The sequence below is a fragment of the Vibrio sp. 1CM2L genome, from assembly GCF_023161695.1.
GTDB lineage: Bacteria > Pseudomonadota > Gammaproteobacteria > Enterobacterales > Vibrionaceae > Vibrio > Vibrio coralliirubri.
The window spans coordinates 1,116,780-1,138,225 of the sequence record NZ_JALNTT010000001.1; the positions used below are offsets into that span (position 1 = coordinate 1,116,780).

A 21,446-nucleotide genomic window follows, 5' to 3' on the forward strand; every position below is an offset into this window, starting at 1 on the left:
AATTAAGAACAAAAGCTAGAAACCAAAACGCCCAATTCAATCGAGTTGGGCGTTTTTATGTTTGAATTGGTCTAGCTTTTCGAAAAGAAGATCTCTGGCTTATGGTTCGGGCCATAGTTGCTTTCTAGTTGGGTAAGTTCTAATCCTTGTTTGCCTATCAAAGAGCCGACCAACTGGCGGTTAAACGGGTAGCTGTCGGGGTTGTTAATATACTCTTCAACATCAATCCATTTAGCTTCTGCGATTTCATCGGTGTCTTGAATCGCAATTTCTTGAGTTTGGGCAATAAGGTGGCAAATAAAGTAGAGGTTTGATTTACCGAATTGATACGGGTGTCTTGTCGCCATGCCAACCACAGACATGAACGTGGCTTCGATACCAGTCTCTTCCAAGGTTTCTCGAACCACAGACTCTTCAATGCCTTCACCCAACTCAATATGACCGCCCGGTAATTTGTAACCCGTCATGCCGTGCTCTTTGATCATCAGAACTTGGTTGTGTTCGTTAGTGATTAACGCGCCAGCGCCCAAGGTGTGGGTGGGGATGAAAGGCACAAACTCCACAATCTCGGATTTATGGATCAGCGTAATCTCGTCTTCTAAGCAGTTGTGAAACACAAAACCAAGCTCAGTTGCCACTGGAATAAGGTGCGAGAGTGAAATAGGCAGGCTAATCCAAATAATGCCTTTGTTATTCTGCTTTGAAAATTCGGTGATCTCGCTGAGTTCAGCATTGAATGAGTCAGTATCGTGAGGGGCGGTTGCTGGGTCGATGATGATGCCGTTAAATTTGTCGAGCGTAAATTCCACGGGTGATCCTTTATTATTTTGATTTATTGGGCGTCGAGAGTGGTTTGAGCTTATCGTATCTAAAGAGCTTATAACACCTTGAGAGCAAGGGCAGTAGTGAATCAAAAGTAGGCAATGCAGTTTATGTCGACTGGGTCGGGGTAAGTGGAGGGTGTTGCTAGAAACAAAAAACTGCGCTTGGAAGCCAAATCGCAGTTTTGATATGAGGTTTATTGCAGTTCGATTTTAGCGAATATAGTTCGCGTTAATACTCACGTACCAGTGTTGAAGCTTGCCATCAGATTTCTTGATCCACAAATCGTTGGTGTAGCTATCAATCTTGCCGTTAACCGTAAGGTTGAATGTGTTCTCGTCGAATTCGCCAAGCTTCACGAACTGATCCGTGGTAATCAGGAATGGATCCATGTCGTCTACACCAACCACATCTGAAATCACATAGTAGTGGTAAGTCAGCGGCTTGCTCGCATCATTCGGGTTGCTGCGATACGCAACAAGCTTGAAAGGTTCCGTTAATGGAACGTCGAGCGTTTGCTTGTCCATGGTCGCTGGAATCGGGATAAACAGCCAAGCGGTAAATAGACCGCTCAATAAAACCATCAGGAAGAAAAGAGTCTTAATTGCTTTCATAGCAACCTTCAAAATATGGGGGATGTTAATGGGGCTATGGTAACTAGGGAGAGTAAAGATGCAAGCTCTGTTATTACCCTATCTTATCTCAGCTTAATCTAGCGCAAAGAAAGCGGTTCGGTTAACTCGAAATGGAAACACGAGTGCTTAACTCATGATTATGGCTTAAGAGAATTCGTTATTTGAACCAATCTTTGTTTTTAACCAGTCTCTCGAAACAAGGCGAAGAACTGTCGCGAAATGACCTATATCTATAAAAACTAATACGATAAGAATAGCGCATGAATATTTTTTGAGCGTTTTCTTATGCATTTAAATCCACGGTTAAGTGGTGAATACCATTCTTATGTCGATCACTCATTTCGTATCGATTGCTCACTCGGCTCTAATCCATTTGGCGCACCAGAGATTCCTGAACATGTGGTCAAAGATATTATCTATGGGATTGATAAGTACTATTGCCACAGGGAGCTTTCAGAACTGACCTATCTAACTCGCCAGTTTATTGGGATTGAAGATTGTCGTATTACGTACACCACGGGCTCTCTTGGGGCGCTAGAACTTATCTTCAATAAACTTATCGATCACAACAATCGCACCATGATAGGCATTGGCCCTCAGTTTGTTGAAGCAGTATCTGAGTTCACTTTGGTGGATGGGAAGTACCAGTCCATCAACATGCTTGATTATCAAAACGAGTCGGATCTGTTTGGTGTGTTGGCCTCAAAAATAAGCAGTCAAAAGCCGGCCTTGGTGTATATCGATAATCCCAACAACCCAACGGGTCGAATCTACGACAGAGCTTATCTGGTCGAGATAGCGAGAGTATGTGAGCGTTCTGGCGCTATTTTGATTGTCGACGAGGCCTATGGCGAATATCTGACTCCTGAACAGTCTATGCTCGATCAAACCTTAGTCTTGGACAACTTAATAGTTTTGCGAACCTTTTCTAAGGGCTTAGGACTTGCAGGGATTCGACTCGGTTACTTAGCCAGCAGTGAAAACCTGACTTCTGCAATAGAAGCTGCGGTGAGTGTGTTTACGCCGACTTACCCTTCAATAAAAATCGCATCGGCGACCTTACCCAGTGCGAAGCACTTCTTAGAAATGAACCGCAGCAAAACCGAATACTTTAAGCAGCAAATGATCGGCTTGTTGTCTGAGCACAATATTGAGGTTGTTGGTACGTCAATATCAACACCCATTATGTTGCTGAAAAAGACAGGAACTCACCTTTCAAAGCTATTTGAGAATATCGGTATCAAGACGTGCTCCGGTGTTGATTTTGCAATTACGTGCGACGCGATGACTGAAGAGTATGTTCGAATACGAATTGTTGGAAATGATGTGGATTTAGAAGCGTTAAAGCAGCGTATTCAGCAGTTATAAAAGCAACCGTTATAAAATCATCAGGTATTAAAAAGCCCGCACCTTGTGTTTACAAAGTGCGGGCTAAATTCATCTGGCTACTTGTTCAGGTAAGCAGCGTGGAACTCAATGTGTTCATCAATAAAGCTAGAGATGAAGTAGTAGCTATGGTCGTAACCTGGCTGCATACGTAGCTCTAAATCGGCATTGGTTACCTTAGCGGCTTCGACTAATTGCTCAGGTTTAAGCTGCTCAATCAGGAAGTTATCGGCTTCGCCTTGGTCAACCAACATTGGCAGCTTAGTGCCTTTGGTTTTTAGAAGCTCAGACGCGTCGTAGTGTTTCCACTCTTCAATATCTAAGCCTAGGTATTGGTTGAAGGCTTTTTGTCCCCAAGGGCATTGCATTGGGTTGGTGATTGGGCTGAATGCCGAGATAGAACGGTAGCTATCTTCGTTTTTGATGCCAATCGTTAGAGCACCGTGTCCGCCCATGCTGTGACCAGAAATCGATTTTACAGATGTCACAGGGAAGAAAGATTCAATCAGTGCTGGGAGCTCTGTTACCACGTAGTCGTACATGTGGTAATGGCTGTCCCATGGCGCTTGAGTTGCATTCACGTAGAAGCCTGCACCTTGGCCGAGATCGTAATTTTCATCGTCGGCAACACCTTCGCCACGTGGGCTAGTGTCTGGTGCAACAATCGCGATGCCTTGCTCAGCCGCGGCTTTGAAAGCGCCGGCTTTTTGCATGAAGTTTTCATCGGTACAGGTTAAGCCTGACAACCAATACAAAACAGGAACTGGGTTTTCTTTGCTTGCGTTAGGCGGCAAGAAAATCGCAAAACGCATGTTGCAGTCAAGCGTTGCAGAAAAGTGGGTGTATTGTTTGTGCCAACCACCAGCAACCTTTGCTTGGCTAATGTTTTCGATTGTCATCTATTGTGCTCCGTTAGGTTGATGGTTTGGGGAGTAACGTGTCTATATCATTTAAAGTTTCACCACCCACCGGGCAGGAGGTGGTGAAGACAGTTTCGCTCTGATGTTTAAGTCAGAACTGTGGTCTCGACACCTAAGTATCGAGACCAAGGGGTGTTATTTATCCATGTGTAGAACAGTACGGATAGATTCACCTTTGTGCATTAGGTCGAATGCTTCGTTAACGTCTTGCAGACCCATCGTGTGAGTAATGAACTCTTGAAGACCAAATTCACCTGCCATGTAACGGTTAACGATTTCTGGAAGCTCAGAGCGGCCTTTAACACCACCGAAAGCAGAACCACGCCATACACGACCAGTTACTAGTTGGAATGGACGAGTAGCGATCTCTTGACCTGCACCCGCAACACCAATGATGACTGATTCGCCCCAACCTTTGTGGCAGCACTCAAGTGCTTGACGCATCACGTTTACGTTACCGATACACTCGAAAGAGTACTCAACACCACCGTCTGTCATCTCAACGATAACGTCTTGGATTGGCTTGTCGAATTTAGTTGGGTTGATGCAGTCAGTCGCGCCAAGCTGTTTTGCTAGCTCAAATTTGCTCTCGTTGATATCAACACCGATGATGCGGTTAGCACCAGCCATGCGAGCACCAATGATTGCAGAAAGACCGATACCGCCTAGGCCGAATACAGCAACGTTGTCGCCTTTTTCTACTTTAGCTGTGTTCAGTACCGCGCCCATACCTGTTGTTACACCACAACCTAGAAGACAAACTTCTTCAAGTGGTGCTTCTTTGCTTACTTTCGCTAGTGAGATTTCTGGAAGTACTGTGTACTCAGAGAAAGTAGAACAACCCATGTAATGGAAAATCGTTTCGCCATTAATAGAGAAGCGGCTTGTACCGTCTGGCATTAGGCCTTTACCTTGCGTTTCGCGAACCGCTTGGCATAGGTTAGTTTTACCAGATTTACAGAACTTACATTCGCCACATTCAGCTGTGTAAAGTGGGATAACGTGGTCGCCAATCTCAACACTTGTAACGCCTTCGCCGATCATCTCAACGATGCCGCCACCTTCGTGACCAAGAATTGAAGGGAAGATACCTTCTGGATCGTCACCTGATAATGTGAATGCGTCAGTGTGACAAACACCAGTAGCAACGATGCGAACTAGAACCTCACCAGCTTTAGGAAGTTGTACATCAACTTCTTCCATTTTTAGTGGCTCGCCAGCTGCCCATGCAACCATTGCTTTTGATTTGATATGCGTTTGACCAGGTTTAATTTCGATTGTCATTGGATGTTTCCTATATATGTCAGTACAGCGGATAACTGTGCAATTAAATTCAACCCGTTAAGCGTAGTTGAGCTTAATTGTTTCCGCTCTCTCGTTTTGTTGGAGCTAGTATAGGTGTGAGTACGAGTTTTGATAATCCCCCGAAATGGAAAATGATTATTACGTATTTGTAATAATAAGTATGGAACAATGAATTTTCTTATTGGCAACTATCTTAGCAAGAGCGACTCAGGTTTTGAGGATATGTGACTTATCCAAACGGTCTGAATACATTGTTTTTACTGATGTTTAGGTGGGGATTTTATGGCGATTTGTATATTAATCTTCGATTCGTATTGTTGATCTATCAGCTTTTGAGATGGATGATAACTTGTTGAATTTTAACGACTGAAGCAATGTCGCATAAGCGTTCGTTGTGCGACGTTTTGTAAGATATAAGAAACAATAGTGTCATTTTTCTCATCTAGTCTCCTCGCCAAATTTTGAGTTCTAACTTTTTGGGAAGAGAAAATGAAAAAGAGTACATTGACCGTACTGTCAGGCTTAATAGCAGCCACATTAGCTGGTTGTAATTCAAGTTCACCAAGTGACGACAGCGGCAATCTAGATAGCGCAGTGCAAGTGGCGTTCATGCCTGACATCCATTTCCATGATGTCTACGGTGATTTTCAAGACGGTTCGTTCGCGGGACTCTACAATTCGGATAGTGGCGAGTATGCGACAATTCGAACGATGGAGTCTCAGATGAACTCCACTCGTCTATTCAATGAAAACTACTTTGCGATGATAGCGGCGCTTGATGATGTGGTTGAGCGTGGCGTGAAATACGTAGCCTTGCCAGGTGACTTTAGTGACGACGGTCAGCCGATTCATATGCGTGGCTTGGTGAGCATTTTTGATCACTACCGCGACACGTACGGTCTTGAGTTTTTTGCAGCGCCAGGCAACCACGATCCAGGGCGTCCATTTACAATCCCTGCAGGTAAATCTGATTACCTAGGCGAAGGTGGTAAGAAGCAGCGCATCTACAGTCGCGGTAAAGAAGAGTGTGTTGGTTATGACGATGAGTGGACGACCATTCCCGGTGAAGGTGACAACTTAGCAACCATCTGTACTGAAGAAGTACGCGAATGGGGCTATGAAGAGATCATGAGTATCCTAGGTACTCACGGCTTCTACCCTCAGCAAGATTATCTCTACTTTGAGACGCCTTACAGCAGCGACCAAGCTCGAACTAATTACAGCTATGATTTAGCGAAAGAAGAAGCGGCTTTTGATAAGCGTATGTACGAGATCTGTTATGAAGGTACGGGTGGCAGTTACAAAGAAAGTGGTTATTCAAGCTGCTCTGAAGTGCCGGATACCAGTTATTTAGTAGAGCCTGTGAAAGGGCTTTGGTTGTTGGCGATCGACGCGAACGTTTATCGTCCGGTAGAAAACTCGTCTGATAGCTCTGTCGATGGAAACACGTTTGATGGTTCAAGCAGCGCTGGTTATAACATGATGCTGACTCACAAAGAACACGTGATCGATTGGATCTCTGATGTTGTAAAAGCAGCGAAAGAGCAGAACAAGACGCTGGTGTCTTTCTCGCACTTCCCAATGACCGACTTCTACAACGGCGCTTCTGAAGAGATTGAAGATCTGTTTGGTGAAGGAAGCCATCAATTGGCTCGTGAACCAGATGACAATACCAGCCGAGCATTAGCTGCGACGGGCTTAAATATCCACGTTGGTGGTCACATGCACTTTAACGATACAGGTAAGAAGAGCTTCAATATTGATGGTGTACAACACACACTTTTCAATATCCAAGCGCCATCGTTAGCGGGCTACATTCCAGCCTACAAGCTACTGAACATTCGCCCAGATAACCAAATCGAAGTTGAAACCGTAGTGATTGACCAAGTGGCTCGTTACAACGAGCTATTCAGTCACTACGAAGAAGAGCATGAATACCTAACGGCAAGCGCGGGCGATGACGAAGAAGCAAAAGCTAAGATTTGGAACAAAGAGATTCTGGATTCAGAGAGCTATTACGAACTCACTGACTGGCATATTCGCGAACTAACGCGCTTACGTTTCCTTCCGAGCGACTGGCCTTTAGAAATGCGTGAAATGATCATGCGAATGAACGGCGAAGAGATGATGATCATGTCTCAGTTAGAAACCAACTTCACGGTTTGTCAGCTAGCAAATGAACTGGGTTATGACGTAGGTACTTGTATTTCCAATGGTGTTGATGACTACGAACAGTTTCAACGAGATTGGGAGACAGCCAAAGTTGTCGCTGAAAAGTTGGCTTCTTTAGAAGGACTAGAATTAGCAGATTTCGCAGATTGGAGTGGTGAGCTACTAGCAACCGACTTCTACCGACTGCGTAATGCAGATGAACTGGCATTCCGTGATATCGGTGAAACACAGCTTCGCCAATACGAACTGCTAAGCCGAGAACTGGCAGAATTTGATGGTACCGTGGATTCTGAGCTAGGTGACCTTGGCCAATATACCGTTGGAGAGGTGTTCCGTTCTCGTTTTGGCAGCTTGTTCGTAATTCTTGAAAAATTTGCAACAGGCCAAGCGAGTGACCACTTCTTGATTGATATCGACCAACAAACTCTGACCGATCTGAAAGGTGAAGTTAAGCGTGATATTTTAAGAGACTCTACATCAGTAAATTAAGCGTTACGGCCTTGTTTTTAATAAACTAGGTGTCTAAATTACTTAATTGAAAAAGAGCCTGTTAGCCATGAGTTAGTAGGCTCTTTAATTTTGTATAATGATGGGTTATCCGAGATCTATTCTTTGAGCTTTTGGTTAAGATCTTTTAGGGTACGTCATAATAATTACTTACTGAAAATCGCATGAATTGGAAATAAAACTACAATATTCTGAGCGCCGTATTTTATTGTTGTGGACCCAAATATGCTTTTATCTCTCCCTCCTCCACTGATGCTATCATTTGCCATTGTGCTTGAAGTTGTCGCCACTTCTCTATTACCTAAAACGCAGCAGTTTACTTCTTTACCTGCGACTGTCGCTGTACTAGTTGGCTACGGTTGCGCTTTTTATCTGTTGTCTCTCACGGTTCAAACCATGTCATTGGGTGTTGCCTATGCGATTTGGTGTGGGGCAGGGATAGTGTTGGTCGCGGCGTTGTCTTGGTTGGTATACGGGCAAAAGCTAGACATCTACGCGATCATTGGCATCGCTTTGATTCTGTCTGGCGTGGTGATCATCAACCTGTTTTCAACGTCGGTGAGTCACTAAGAGTCTATTCCTACTTCTGAAACAACAAACTAATTGGAATCTAGAGTTGTTAACCTCCAACTTAAGATATTGAATATAAAATAGTAATTCTAATAAATGCATTTTGTGCATGTATTTTATGAAAACAGCTCACTTTACTCATAGATTGGTCGGTTTAGTATAGCCAGCAGAAACCAATGATTATAAATAATCATCGATACTGTCTGTTTATCAATAACTTAGGAGGTCATTGTGACTATTCCGACAACCGATATGATGGAAGCTTGGGCGGGATTTCAAGCTGGCGAGTGGCAAACATCCGTTAATGCACGTGATTTTATTCAGCGAAACTACACCCCTTATGAAGGTGATGAATCTTTTCTTGCGGACGTGTCGGAGTCGACGACACAGCTATGGGAATCGGTGCTAGAAGGTATTAAAGAAGAAAGCCGCACTCATGCCCCTGTCGATTTTGATACTGATATCGTTTCCACTATCACCTCACACGATGCAGGTTACATTGCAAAAAACCTCGAAAAAATCGTGGGTCTACAAACCGATAAACCACTGAAACGCGGCATCATCGCGAATGGTGGTATTCGAATGGTGAAAACGTCGTGCGAAGTGTACGGTCGTGAATTAGAGCCACAAATCGAAAAGATCTTCACTGAGTACCGCAAAACGCATAACCAAGTAGCGTTCGATCTTTATACCGATGAAATTAAAGCATGTCGCCGTTCTGGTATTATTACTGGTCTGCCAGATGCTTATGGTCGTGGACGCATTATTGGCGACTACCGCCGTCTTGCTTTGTACGGTATCGACTTCCTAAAATCAGACAAAAATGAGCAGTTCAAATCGACTCAGAAGATGCTTGAAACGGGTGGTGATTTAGATAAGACATTGCGTTTACGTGAAGAGCTTACTGATCAAATTCGTGCCCTTGATGAAATGCGAGAAATGGGTTTGAAGTACGGCATTGATATGTCTTCTCCTGCTCGTACTGCGCAAGAAGCAATCCAGTTTACCTATTTTGGCTACTTAGCTGCGGTTAAGTCTCAAAATGGTGCTGCGATGTCGCTAGGCCGCACGTCAACCTTCCTAGATGTTTACATCGAACGTGACCTTAAACTTGGTCTGATTGATGAGAAACAAGCGCAAGAGTTAATTGACCATTTCATCATGAAGCTTCGTATGGTTCGTTTCCTACGCACTCCTGAATACGATTCATTGTTCTCTGGCGACCCAATTTGGGCAACAGAAGCAATGGCTGGTATGGGTGTTGATGGTCGTACACTCGTTAGCAAAACGACTTTCCGTTACTTGCACACATTGCACACGATGGGCCCAGCACCAGAGCCGAATATGACGGTTCTATGGTCTGAACAACTGCCTATCGCGTTTAAACAATACGCGGCTAAAGTGTCTATCGAAACCTCATCACTTCAGTATGAGAACGACGATCTAATGCGTGCGGATTTTGATAACGACGATTACGCGATTGCGTGTTGTGTAAGCCCGCAGGTGGTTGGCCAACATATGCAGTTTTTTGGTGCTCGTGCAAACCTTGCTAAAGCGTTGCTTTACACCATTAACGGTGGTGTTGATGAAAAATCTAACATGCAGGTTGGTCCTCAAGTTGCTCGTATCGAAGATGAAGTTCTCGATTTTGACCGCTTAATGCCTCGCTTTGATGACATGATGGATTGGCTTGCAACGCAATACGTTACTGCGCTGAACGTGATCCATTACTCGCATGACCGTTACAGCTATGAAGCATCGTTAATGGCATTAATGGATCGCGATGTTCATCGCACAATGGCTTGTGGTATTGCAGGGCTGTCGGTTGTTGCTGATTCGTTAGCGGCTATCAAATACGCGAAAGTAACACCAGTACGTAACGAAGATGGCATCGCTGTCGACTTTGAGATTGAAGGCGAATATCCGAAATTCGGCAACAACGATTCACGTGTCGATGATATTGCTTGTGATTTGGTTGAACGTTTTATGAAGAAAATTCAGAAAATGAACACCTACCGTGAAGCGGTTCCAACTCAATCTATCCTTACGATTACTTCAAACGTTGTATATGGTAAAAAAACTGGTAATACGCCAGATGGTCGCCGCGCAGGTATGCCATTTGGCCCGGGCGCAAACCCAATGCACGGTCGTGATGAGAAAGGTGCGGTGGCTTCACTTTCTTCAGTTTCCAAACTGCCGTTCGAGTACGCTAAAGATGGTATTTCTTACACCTTCTCAATCGTACCAAATGCACTAGGTAAAGATGACCTAAGCCAAAAAGTGAACCTAGCAGCACTAATGGATGGTTACTTCCACCACGAGGAAAGTGCAGGATCGATTCGTGTTGAGGGTGGACAACATCTTAACGTGAACGTGCTTAACCGTGACATGTTGTTGGATGCCGTCGAACATCCAGAAAAATACCCACAGTTAACCATCCGAGTGTCGGGTTACGCTGTGCGATTCAACTCGCTAACACGTGAACAGCAACAGGATGTAATTAGCCGTACGTTTACTGCTAAGATCTAACCGTAAACTTCAAGTTATACGGTTCTAAAAAAGCGCGAGAATGACATCCGTCTCTCGCGCTTTTTTTGTACGTCAGTATGGCGGTAATGATGTTGTTGGACGTCGCGTTGTCTTGGCTAGTTTAGGGGCAAAACTCGAAAGTTTCGTGGTGATTGGAATTACTTTGATTCTGTCTGGTGGTTAGGGCCTCTAACTTATTTTTGCCCCTTTATGATTTAGAGTATAAGATCATACACATTCTGTTAATGAACTTTTGCCCTACAAAAAGTTATCCAAACTCAGCAAGTTCAGAAATTATGCACTCACAATGCATTCTAACTTTTTAACACCCTCACTAAGTTATTGATTTTCTGTTGAAGACTTAAACAAAAGACCGCATTATATCTATGCAAAGAGCGGCTTAGCGCGGTATAGAAAGTGTTATATTTATGAGGTAAGTTTTGAGTTCAATTAATCATCACTATGTCCCACAATTGTATTTACGAGGCTTTATTGCTGAGTCTGGTCGTATTCAAGTATTCGATAAAAAGTTGGAATCATTCAAGAAAGATAAGCAAACACCTCGAACAATATTATTCGAAAAACATAGAAATACAATCACACATCGAGGTGTGCGAACTGATGCACTAGAAAAGCTCTACGGGACAATTGAAGCACCATTGGGGCAATTTTTTGATTTAGTTCGCAAGAGCCTGTCGGAGAAAGAACTAATATCCAAAGAAGGCATTTATCTTCTAAAGGTATTTGTAGCGTTTCAATTTTGGCGAATGCCTTTGTTAGATCCCTTTGTAGAGCAGTACATTAAAACTCTAGACTTAACACGGTTTGGAGACAGAATTACACTGAATGGGGTCAATATTGGCGATTGTGATCAAATCAAAAACGCATTAGAAAATGACTCAGGGTTCAGGCATTACTTTCGTAGCTTTATGCTGCCTCTACTAACGTTTGATTTTAGGGTACATGATAGTGACTATGAATCATGGAAAGTCCATCATGTTTCGCCAGAATACGGAGGTTGGAACAACTTTTTAACGGGAGATAACCCGCTACTCTTTGACGATTTGACTCAGATGTTCGCATTTAAGTCTAAGTTTATTATGCCTTTATCGAATAATCAGTTGATCACCTTTTCGCCAGTTCAAAATCACGCTATGAACCTAGATCCGCTTTTTACAACTTACTTAGCAATGGCTACATATAATCAGTGTCATCGATATGTTGTAGGTACTAATAAAGATATATTGAGCAAATAAAGTTATTCTTGGGTTCAGAAGTGGAACCTTCAGATTTGAGGGCGGAGTTATTTACATACATATAACGATTGAGCAGTGCAATAAGGTTTGGTCGTGGAAATAACCGATTTGCTATACCTGAAGTTATTCATTAATTGCTGATGTTCGATTCTCCGAGACGGATAATTGTCCAGAACCTTCATTAGCTGAATTTTTACCCGTGGTACTTTCTAGTTTAAAAGTCCTCCTTTCCGACTCAGAACCGATCTCTATATGAGTTGTCGGGAGATTTTCTTTTACCCTCCCGACATCAAACGGATACATAGCTGATCTTCCTAGCGACTTACAACGTAAGAGGCTAGTTAAAAGGGAGAAAACAATATGTCCACCGTCTATGTCAGCATCGGAAGCAACATTAACCGCGAACATCACATCACAGAATCCCTCAAAGCATTGAATAGCCGCTTTGCACCTCTGCACATTTCTAATTTCTACGATTGTGAGCCTGTTGGTTTTGAAGGAGACAACTTCCTAAACCTAGTCGTAGGGTTTGAATGTGACCTTTCTATCGCTGAACTGGCTAAGGTTCTGCATCAAATAGAATTGGAGAATGATCGCAAGCGTGAAACTAAACAATACGCTTCGCGCACTATGGATATCGATATCCTTCTTTACGGTAACGAAGTGGGCACTATCGATGGAGTAGAGCTGCCGCGAGGTGAAATCACCGAGTACGCTTTTGTGCTTCGACCGTTAGTTGATGTTGCCGCGCAAGAACGTCATCCCACTCTAGATATCTCTTTTCAGCATCTCTGGAACAACTTCGATCAGCTGAGTCAGAAAACCGAACTTATACCTTTCAAGGTCAGCTTCACTTAGTCCCTACAACGGCTTTAAACAGAACGCTTGAGCTTTATTGATCTTTTCCTCTAACAGGCACGTAACTCACTCTACCTTCTAAGGATCGGAAACTGTTATGAATCACAATGCGATTATCACCATCACAAATCTCAGATTAAGAACCTTCATTGGCTTCAACGAAGAAGAAAAAACCAAGCAGCAAGACATCGTCATAAATGCAGAGATACATTACCCCGCAAACAACCTTTGCCTCTCTGATGATGTGGAAAACGCACTTAACTACAAAAATATCTGCAAAAAAATTATTGAACATGTTGAATCTGGACGGTTTCTGCTTTTAGAAAAGTTAACCAGTGACGTGCTCGGCATTTGTATCGACCACTCATGGGTCCGATACGCTCAAGTGAGAATTGACAAGCCTCATGCTCTACGTTTCGCCGATTCCGTCTCGCTCACCCTGAGCTATGAAGCAGAACTCGAAGATTAATTCATAAGGAGCGACTCATGCTAACCACAGAAGCTGAAAAAGTAAGAGAAGCTTTACTCGAAAAGGGACTAGAAACCCCAATGACATCGAGTGAAATGAACCCCGACCAGAAGTACAACCGCATCAAAGGACTTTTGATGGAAGTTGTCAGTACGCTTGGACTGGATTTAACCGATGACAGTCTTGCTGAAACACCTCATCGCATTGCAAAGATGTACGTTCACGAGATATTTTCAGGGCTCGACTACAATAACTTCCCAAAGATCAGTGTTATCGACAACAAAATGTCGGTTGATGAAATGGTCAAGGTATCGGATATAGACTTAACTTCTACGTGCGAACATCACTTCATTACCATCGATGGTTTAGCTCAAGTGGCTTATATCCCTGAATCCAAGATTCTCGGGCTATCTAAAATAAACCGTATTGTTCGATTCTTCGCTCAGCGCCCGCAGGTTCAAGAACGCCTTACTCAACAAATCCTGGTCGCGATACAGGCTCTGGTTGAAACAGAAAATGTGGCTGTGACGATTAAAGCAACTCACTACTGCGTTAAATCGAGAGGCGTTATGGATGCAAACTCTGAAACCACAACCACCGCGCTTGGTGGCAGTTTCAAAACTAACCCTCAAACTAGAGCTGAGTTTTTACGATGAGTGAGACGATTCTAATAACTGGAGTGGGGAAGCGTTTAGGGTTCGCACTGGCGCAGCAACTTTTATCTGACGGATACAAAGTGATTGGCACTTACCGAAGCGACTATCCCCAGCTGCAATTACTGCGCGACCGCGGAGCCGACTTGCAACAGGTAGATTTTTATCAACAAAGCAGCCTAGAGGGCTTTCTGTATTATGTTGGTCAAGAATACAAGGCGCTCCGAGCCATCATCCATAACGCTTCCGACTGGCAACCGGAGAACAAAGAAAATCCCCGTGAAAACGCATTACAAATCATGAACCAGATGATGACGGTTCACGCTACCGTGCCTTATCTGGTTAATTTAACGCTCAAAGACCAACTAATGTCTGGCGATAAAACGTCGGACATCATCCACATCAGTGATTACGTCGCGGAAAAAGGCAGTAAAAAACACATCGCTTACGCGGCCAGTAAAGCTGCACTCAACAACCTGACGCTGTCGTTCTCAGCGATGTTGGCTCCCAAGGTGAAAGTAAATACTCTCTCTCCAGCCATGATCAAATTCAACGAACATGATGACGAGGCGTACAAGACTAAAGCTCTGAAAAAAGCACTGATTCCCGCCGAGGCAGGCTTTGAAGAAGTGATCGATGGAATTAAGTTTGTTTTGGCTAGCCACTATATGACAGGAAGGACTTTGCACCTTGATGGCGGCAGACATTTGAAGTGAAGTTCATGTGTTGAGAGCTTGAGGCAGGATAGTAAACGTAGCTATCTAAAACTGATTGATGACCGAGTGATGGTCTGCATGAGGAGAAAGCTTATGTCACCTCTGAGTGAACTGCATCAAGGTGGTTTCCCAATATGAAAATGTCCAGCCACTTGTCATGATTTTTTATAGCGAGTTAGATTAATAGCGACAAGCCCCGAAATTATAATGACAGTGCCAATTACATGGTAGCTCTCAATATCTTCACCTAAGATTATGTAACTCAACATGGCGGCAATTACAGGCATGAAATTCATTGATAGTGAGGTTTTCATCGCGCCAATCATGTCGATTGCCTTTTTCCAAAGATACGTTGAAATGATGGAAAGGAAGAATACGGCATAGACGATGAGTGGTATTGACTCAGTAGAAGGAATATATGATTCACTAGTAACGAGCATAAGGGGAAATAATAGCACTGAAGCAACAAATAGTTGGCAATACAATAGTGTCCAACCTGACATTATTATGGGGTTCTTGTTGAGAATAATACTATATAAGGAGTAAGAAAATGTTCCGACTAGCATCAGGATATCCCCATAATTAAACTCTAAGCCCTGTAAAACTTTCATGTCCCCCTTAATGAGTACATATATGACGCCGAGTAGTGATACTAACACCCCAATATATTGACCAATAGAGAGCCTGGTTTTTAGTATCACAATGCTCATTGCCAAGGTTACAGCTGGTATTAGAGAGTTAACTAATGACATATTGATGGGAGATGTATAGTGACCAGAGAAGTAAGTCATTGATTGACTTAATCCCATCCCGAAAAAGCCTAAATACAATAAGGTAAGGTGGTTTTTCTTAATGACATCAATATTCTGCTTGATTTGAGGTAGACAAATAGGTGTTAAGACTAAGAATGCAAACACGCATCGGTAGAACGCAAGAGTCGCAGGTTCTATTACACCTACAGCCATCTTGCTAACAACGTAGCTTCCTGCCCATATAGCAACAGTGAAAAATGAAATTAAGTAGCCAGTGTACATTTATTTAAGTTCGAATCATGATAGAAGTAGCCAGTGTACTAGTAATTAGGATGAATTACTGTTCGCATGTGTATATGTAGCCTACTCCAGACTAACCTTCCTCACACTCCAACACAGCCACAAACGCATCCAAATACTTCTCTATAGTCAAATCCGCAGATACGGGCGGTAGCTCTACAGTAATGCATGGCAGGTTTCTTTCCTGACACCATGTGCCGAATGAGCCTGGGGTCTCGTAATCCACGTCTTTGACGAGCGGTAGGTTGAACTGCTTGCCTAGCCAAGTGGCGAGTTCTGATTGAACGGGGTCGTCGACCATGGCGAGTGGTTCGTGGAATGAGATGACGAATTTAGGCTTACGCTGTTCGATGAGCTTGATGAGCGAATGAACTTCAGGTTCTAGTTGATTGGCTTGCCCGGTTTTGACTTTTACATCTCTGACTGGTGTGTGAGAACTCCAGCGATAGACGGTGCCGTTTGCTGTCCAATTTTGCGTTGGGAAGGCGCGGTTCAGATCGACTTGGTTTGCGTTGGCGCGAGTGCCTAATTGAGTGCCATCTGGGTTCATCGACAGAATCACATCGTGTCGCAAGTTGGCGGCTGGCAAGCTTCTCAGCGCACAAGATAATCCCGCAATAGAAGCGGTTTCATCACCGTGTGTGCCTGCTAAGATCAGCCCGCGAGACTCGCTTTCTATTTGCGCGGGGAAATAGAGCAAAGGCGCACCCAACACCGATTTCCCATATGACAGCGGCTTTATTGAAAACGCAGCTCTTTCCGTTCTTGGAATTAAACTCACCTTAATCTCCTGATTGATCAAGTACTATCAAGTATTCACTATTGGCTATATTAATCATTAACTAAGTCCATTAGATGAACCCCTTTAAATAAACCATAGCGTCAAAACTCGTCAACCGTCGCATTGTTAATTTTATTACTTGCTTCAAAGATAGGCTAGGAGAGCAAACAAACATGGATTTTAAAAAACATTCAACGGCTTTACTCATTTCATCTTTATTGACCCCTTTTATATCAGTAACTGCCGTTGCTGAAACCTTACCTGCCGGTGTTTCGCTGGCAAAAGACCAGCATTTAGTTCGCGCTAATGATGCAGAAGCGGCGACGCTTGACCCTGCGAAGGCAGAAGGCTTGCCGGAAATGCACATTCTACGTGACCTATTTGAGGGGTTAGTGATTCAAGACCGCGATGGCAACATCACCCCAGGTGTCGCGGAGTCTTGGGAAACCGAAGACAACCAGACGTTTGTATTCCATCTGCGTAAAGACGCGAAATGGTCGAATGGTGATCCGGTGACGGCCGATGATTTCGTGTATGCGATAAGACGCGCGGTCGACCCGAAGCTCGCTTCGCCGAATGTTTGGTATCTCAAGCTTACTCAAATCAACAACATTGCAGACGTAGCCGAAGGCAAGAAGCCCGTTGAAGAGTTAGGTATCTCTGCCGTAGATAAGCACACGGTGAAGTTCGAGCTTGATAGCAAAGTGCCATACTTTGTTGCGATGACGGGCCACACATCCATGATGCCCGTTCATAAGGCAACGCTAGAAAACAGCGATAAGCCGTGGAGTGACCCTAAGCAGTTTGTTGGCAATGGTGCGTTTGTTTTAGGCGAGTGGGTGGTGAACGAACGCATTGAACTGGAGAAGAATCCTAACTACTGGGACAGTTCAGATACGCACTTAACCCAAGTGACTTACATCCCGTTTGAGAACCAAAACGCTTCGATTAACCGTTATGCGGTGGGCGAGGTCGATATTACGTCTGATGTGCCGACACACATGGCGCAGCAGCTTAAAAGCAAATACCAAGATGCGTTTACCGCGGTGCCTCTGCTGTGTACTTATTACTACGCGTTCAATACCACGCGACCTCCATTTGATGACGCGCGAGTACGTAAAGCGGTGTCTTATTCGATGATGCGTGATGTCATCACTAATGGTGTCACTCAGGTGGGTAACCTACCGGCTTATACCTTTGCTCATGAATACACGGCAGGTTTTGATGCGACTCAGCCTGAATACAGCACATGGACTCAAGAGGAGCGTGACCAAAAGGCAAAAGAGCTGTTGAAAGAAGCGGGGTACGATGCAGCTAACCCATTGGATTTCAAATTGCTCTATAACACCAGTGAGTCGAATAAGTCGATTGCAGTGGCGATTGCTTCCATGCTCAAAGGCAACCTAGGTGCGCAAGTTGAGCTGGAAAACCAAGAGTGGAAGTCTTATTTGGTGTCTCGTCGCCAAGGTGATTTCGATGTGATGCGCGCTTCTTGGTGTGGTGATTATAATGAAGCATCGACCTTCTTGAGCTTATTGCGTTCTGAGTCTTCGGGTAACTTTGCGCGTTACAACAACGATAAATACGACTCTGCAATGGACAGCGCACTGTCAGCAACTAACGAGCAAGATCGCCAAGGTTTCTATGATCAAGCGGAGCAGTTACTGGCTGAAGATATGCCTATCGCACCCATTTATTACTACATGCAGGCTCGCCTAGTTCGACCAAGTGTTGGCGGCTTTGCGAAGAACAACGTGGAAGGGCGCATCTATTCTAAAGACCTCTACATCCAAGAATAGATAGGCTGGATGCGAGTTCTAGCATCTCGCATAATAATATGAAATAGAAGAAAAGGGACGTTGATCATAAATATCTGATCAACGTCCCTTCGTCATTAATCTGTAACGGTAACCGCAAAAAACTGAAACCTGATTGAAGTATTTTTCACTTTTATTTCAATCAGGTGAAGCCATGTTACCCCCTCTACGTGCCCTTGTTGCGTTCGAAGCTGTTGCCCGCCTCGGTTCTATTGGCGCTGCTGCGCGAGAGCTTTGTGTTACGCAAGCTGCGGTGAGTCAGCAGCTTAAAAGTTTAGAAATCTTTCTCGATACCACACTGTTTGAACGCAGCTCCAAAGGCGTAAAGTTGACGTCGGCTGCCCAACATTATCAACCGATTGTTGCGGGCTCATTGGCTCATCTGAAACTACAGACTCAAATCCTGTTTGGGGAAAAAGAAACCGACGTTTTGAGCCTGCGCGTTAATCACACCTTTTGCCATAACTGGCTGCTACCTCGCCTGCCATCTTTTTATCAAAAATACCCTTTTATCAGGCTCGATATTCAGCTGGTGGATTGGCCATCAACCAACCCTTGTCAGAATGTCGATATCGAGCTGACCAACGGCAAAGTCGAAAGCGAAGACACCCATTGTGAGCGACTGTTTCAAGAACACTGGCAGTTAGTGTGTAGCCCTCAATTCAAATCCGATCATCAAGAATTACTCAGCAAGCATGACTTTGCTGCTCTGCCGACGGTTCAGGTGAAAGGCTACCGAGAGAACTGGCTGCAATGGCTTGGGCATAACCAATTCGAGATGACCTTACCTAAGGTTCTGCTCGAAGTGAGTAACTCTCTGCATGCCTTAGAAGCGGTTAAACATGGCATTGGAATGTTGCTCGTACGCTCGCTCGCGGTGTCTGAATTGCTCAAGAAAGAAGACCTTGTGTTGGCAAACGAATCCTCGATGCCTGCCGAATCTGCCCACTATCTGATTACCAAACACAGTCGCAGCGCCAAGGTGAATTTCTTCTGCGATTGGCTCTATCACCAAATGGAAGACGGTGAACTGGAGTAAAGATTTTCTAATGGGTAGCCATAAAAAAAATGAAGGGCGCTCTTACTAACCTGTCACACAAACCCCTTAATTTAACCGCATACAAATAAGGACGAGGTCACCATGAGTGCTTTCTCAGAACCAATGAAAAACCGCTTAAAGGTACTGCTATTTACCGCACCGTTGTTGGTGCCACTGTTTACTTTTTGGCTCGTACCATTTGGTTATTCGATTTACATCAGCTTCACCGATTGGGATTACATCTCGCCAGATTATTCGTTCATCGGTTTAGAAAATTACGAGTATATGGTTGAGGACTACGAGTTCATCCAAGCGATGCTCAATACGTTTTGGTTCTCAGTCGGCGTGGTGATCCCCACCATTATTCTTGGTCTGGTGTTTGCCATGTTGCTGCACAAAAACTTTAAGGGTAGCCAGTTTTACCGTGCGGTGATCTTCTCACCTTGGATTACACCAACGGTGGCAGTTTCGATTGTGTGGTCTTGGGTATTTGAGACCAAATCGGGCTTGGCAAACCACTTATTGGAGTCTGCAGGGTTTAGCGCGATTCCATGGTTAGAGAACGGAAACACAGCCTTGATTGCGGTAATTATCGTTACGGTGTGGCAGGCGATTGGTTGGACGATGTTGTTTTACATCAGTGCGATCAACAAGATTCCAGAGTCACTGTATGAGGCTTCTTTGATCGATGGTTGCAGTAGCTTAACGCGCTTTTTGAAGATAACGCTGCCCCTGATTTCTCCAACCACATTCTTCTTAGTGGTGGTCAATATTATCACTGCAATGCAGGCGTTCGATCAGTTCCAGATCTTAACGCAGGGCGGGCCGGGTGGAGAGACTCGCACCTTGTTGTACTTGTTCTACCAACAAGCATTTGAGCGTTACGAAATGGGACCTGCAGCCGCGACATCGTTAGTGATATTCCTGATTACTGGATTGTTGGCACTTATTAATACCTACATCGGCAAGCGCTGGGTGTACTACTAGTCGATTTTTGAAAGGACAGAATTATGACCACGCAAGTATTGGATGCCAATCAAGTCTTAAATCAAAGAGCGGCTGAATCTAAAGTCACAGCCCAAGCGAAAGCAACCAAATCAAAGGTTGTGTCAAAGAAAAGCTCAGTCGATCGCCGTTCGTTTATCGCACTGGCTAAGCACCTTTTCTTAGCGACCTGCGGAACCATTATGGTGTTTCCGTTCTTATGGATGCTGTCAGGTTCGCTGAAAACCAATGATGAGATTTTTGCTAACCCGCTGGATTTGATTCCAGAGCAGTTCCGTTGGGAAACCTTTGTCGAAACTTTTCACAGTGCGCCGTTTGGCTTGTACATCTTCAACAGCTTTAGCGTGGCTTTGTTTACGACTCTATTGGTGATTGTGAATTCCGCGATGTTTGCATACGCGCTGACTCAGCTGAAGTTTCGTTCGAAGACAGTGCTCTATTTCATCGTGATGGGCTGTTACATGCTGCCAGGCGCAGTGACTTATATTCCGTCTTATATCACCTTGGCAAAGCTGGGTTTGTTGGATTCTCACATGGGCTTAGTCGCGTCGAACGCGGCGTCGGTTTTCGGTGTGTTCTATTTACGCCAAGTGTTTATCAAGGTGCATCCGTCGCTGATTGAAGCGGCACGAATTGATGGTGCAGGTGAGCTCAAGATCTTATGGGCAATCATCTTACCGCAATGCCGAGCAGCAGTCGCAACACTGTTCCTCATCACTTTTATTACCAATTACAACAGCTACATGTGGCCGAGTCTGGTGATTACGACTCAGGATTTAAACCTGATCGCGACTGGTATTCGTCACTACTTTATTGCCGAAGGTAACTATGGATTGAACTGGTCGCAAATCATGGCGGCGAGCACCATTGCAGTATTGCCTTTGTTAATTCTATTCGTCATTTGTCAAAAGACGATTCTTTCAGGTATCGCCGATAACGGCGTAAAAGAGTAAA

The 21,446-nt window shown here is 44.2% G+C and carries 20 protein-coding genes; 14 read left to right on the plus strand and 6 right to left on the minus strand.

From position 1 onward, the window contains the following. Positions 1-71 precede the first annotated feature (71 nt). Both MSG34_RS04810 and MSG34_RS04815 read right to left on the minus strand, forming a co-directional pair. A complete protein-coding gene (locus tag MSG34_RS04810) occupies positions 72-809 on the minus strand; it encodes an NUDIX domain-containing protein (protein WP_050653212.1) in 738 nt (245 codons plus the stop codon). Positions 810-1,034: 225 nt separating this feature from the next. Beyond that, positions 1,035-1,436, minus strand: coding sequence for a hypothetical protein (locus tag MSG34_RS04815; RefSeq protein WP_017061631.1), 402 nt, complete (start codon positions 1,434-1,436; stop codon positions 1,035-1,037). A 306-nt stretch (positions 1,437-1,742) separates the two neighbouring features. Here MSG34_RS04815 and MSG34_RS04820 point away from each other — a divergent pair, with 306 nt between their 5' ends. Continuing rightward, the gene (locus MSG34_RS04820) at positions 1,743-2,825 is read left to right on the plus strand and encodes a pyridoxal phosphate-dependent aminotransferase (protein WP_050653213.1); all 1,083 of its coding nucleotides are present in this window, start codon (positions 1,743-1,745) and stop codon (positions 2,823-2,825) included. A 77-nt stretch (positions 2,826-2,902) separates the two neighbouring features. On the opposite strand, the gene fghA is transcribed toward MSG34_RS04820, so the two are convergent. Together fghA and MSG34_RS04830 are read right to left on the minus strand one after the other, a co-directional pair. After that, the gene (gene fghA, locus MSG34_RS04825) at positions 2,903-3,742 is read right to left on the minus strand and encodes an S-formylglutathione hydrolase (RefSeq protein ID WP_012601125.1); all 840 of its coding nucleotides are present in this window, start codon (positions 3,740-3,742) and stop codon (positions 2,903-2,905) included. 156 nt (positions 3,743-3,898) lie between these two features. Then, positions 3,899-5,047, minus strand: coding sequence for an S-(hydroxymethyl)glutathione dehydrogenase/class III alcohol dehydrogenase (locus MSG34_RS04830; protein WP_017076927.1), 1,149 nt, complete (start codon positions 5,045-5,047; stop codon positions 3,899-3,901). A gap of 510 nt (positions 5,048-5,557) precedes the next feature. On the opposite strand from MSG34_RS04830, the gene MSG34_RS04835 reads away from it, so the two are divergent. From MSG34_RS04835 to folM, 9 genes are all read left to right on the plus strand, one after another. Further along, entirely contained in the window at positions 5,558-7,729 is a 2,172-nt protein-coding gene (locus MSG34_RS04835) for a metallophosphoesterase (protein WP_248336435.1), read from the plus strand. A 243-nt stretch (positions 7,730-7,972) separates the two neighbouring features. Continuing rightward, the gene (locus MSG34_RS04840; RefSeq protein ID WP_248336436.1) at positions 7,973-8,317 is read left to right on the plus strand and encodes an SMR family transporter; all 345 of its coding nucleotides are present in this window, start codon (positions 7,973-7,975) and stop codon (positions 8,315-8,317) included. Positions 8,318-8,548: 231 nt separating this feature from the next. Continuing rightward, complete coding sequence (gene pflB / locus MSG34_RS04845) at positions 8,549-10,846, plus strand: formate C-acetyltransferase (protein ID WP_348983357.1); 2,298 nt, start codon at positions 8,549-8,551, stop codon at positions 10,844-10,846. A 40-nt stretch (positions 10,847-10,886) separates the two neighbouring features. After that, positions 10,887-11,030 carry a hypothetical protein gene (locus tag MSG34_RS04850; protein WP_248336437.1) on the plus strand — a complete coding sequence of 48 codons (144 nt, stop codon included), beginning with the start codon at positions 10,887-10,889 and terminating at the stop codon, positions 11,028-11,030. A gap of 256 nt (positions 11,031-11,286) precedes the next feature. Next, positions 11,287-12,102 (plus strand): DUF4238 domain-containing protein, encoded by an 816-nt coding sequence (locus tag MSG34_RS04855; protein ID WP_248336438.1) that lies wholly within the window; start codon positions 11,287-11,289, stop codon positions 12,100-12,102. A gap of 360 nt (positions 12,103-12,462) precedes the next feature. Beyond that, the gene (gene folK, locus MSG34_RS04860) at positions 12,463-12,960 is read left to right on the plus strand and encodes a 2-amino-4-hydroxy-6-hydroxymethyldihydropteridine diphosphokinase (RefSeq protein WP_248336439.1); all 498 of its coding nucleotides are present in this window, start codon (positions 12,463-12,465) and stop codon (positions 12,958-12,960) included. Between the two features lie 97 nt (positions 12,961-13,057). Next, positions 13,058-13,429: a dihydroneopterin triphosphate 2'-epimerase gene (gene folX, locus MSG34_RS04865; RefSeq protein ID WP_017067658.1), complete on the plus strand. Its 372-nt coding sequence runs from the start codon at positions 13,058-13,060 to the stop codon at positions 13,427-13,429. Positions 13,430-13,446: 17 nt separating this feature from the next. Further along, on the plus strand, positions 13,447-14,085 hold the full coding sequence (gene folE / locus MSG34_RS04870; RefSeq protein ID WP_248336440.1) for a GTP cyclohydrolase I FolE: 639 nt from the start codon (positions 13,447-13,449) through the stop codon (positions 14,083-14,085). Further along, positions 14,082-14,798: a dihydromonapterin reductase gene (folM, locus tag MSG34_RS04875; protein ID WP_248336441.1), complete on the plus strand. Its 717-nt coding sequence runs from the start codon at positions 14,082-14,084 to the stop codon at positions 14,796-14,798. Before folE ends, folM begins: the two co-directional genes overlap by 4 nt. 155 nt (positions 14,799-14,953) lie before the next feature. Here folM and MSG34_RS04880 read toward each other — a convergent pair whose 3' ends face one another. Then, complete coding sequence (locus MSG34_RS04880; protein ID WP_050653224.1) at positions 14,954-15,832, minus strand: DMT family transporter; 879 nt, start codon at positions 15,830-15,832, stop codon at positions 14,954-14,956. 91 nt (positions 15,833-15,923) lie between these two features. Then, entirely contained in the window at positions 15,924-16,631 is a 708-nt protein-coding gene (mpaA, locus tag MSG34_RS04885; RefSeq protein WP_248336442.1) for a murein tripeptide amidase MpaA, read from the minus strand. 173 nt (positions 16,632-16,804) lie between these two features. On the opposite strand from mpaA, the gene MSG34_RS04890 reads away from it, so the two are divergent. The 4 genes from MSG34_RS04890 to MSG34_RS04905 all read left to right on the plus strand — a co-directional run bounded on the left by MSG34_RS04890 (position 16,805) and on the right by MSG34_RS04905 (position 21,445). Further along, positions 16,805-18,430: an ABC transporter substrate-binding protein gene (locus tag MSG34_RS04890; RefSeq protein ID WP_248336443.1), complete on the plus strand. Its 1,626-nt coding sequence runs from the start codon at positions 16,805-16,807 to the stop codon at positions 18,428-18,430. Between the two features lie 172 nt (positions 18,431-18,602). Further along, entirely contained in the window at positions 18,603-19,487 is an 885-nt protein-coding gene (locus tag MSG34_RS04895) for a LysR substrate-binding domain-containing protein (protein ID WP_102431983.1), read from the plus strand. Between the two features lie 102 nt (positions 19,488-19,589). Then, positions 19,590-20,474, plus strand: coding sequence for a sugar ABC transporter permease (locus MSG34_RS04900; protein ID WP_108020927.1), 885 nt, complete (start codon positions 19,590-19,592; stop codon positions 20,472-20,474). A 23-nt stretch (positions 20,475-20,497) separates the two neighbouring features. Beyond that, positions 20,498-21,445 (plus strand): carbohydrate ABC transporter permease, encoded by a 948-nt coding sequence (locus MSG34_RS04905; protein ID WP_248336444.1) that lies wholly within the window; start codon positions 20,498-20,500, stop codon positions 21,443-21,445. The last annotated feature ends 1 nt before the right edge of the window (position 21,446 follow it).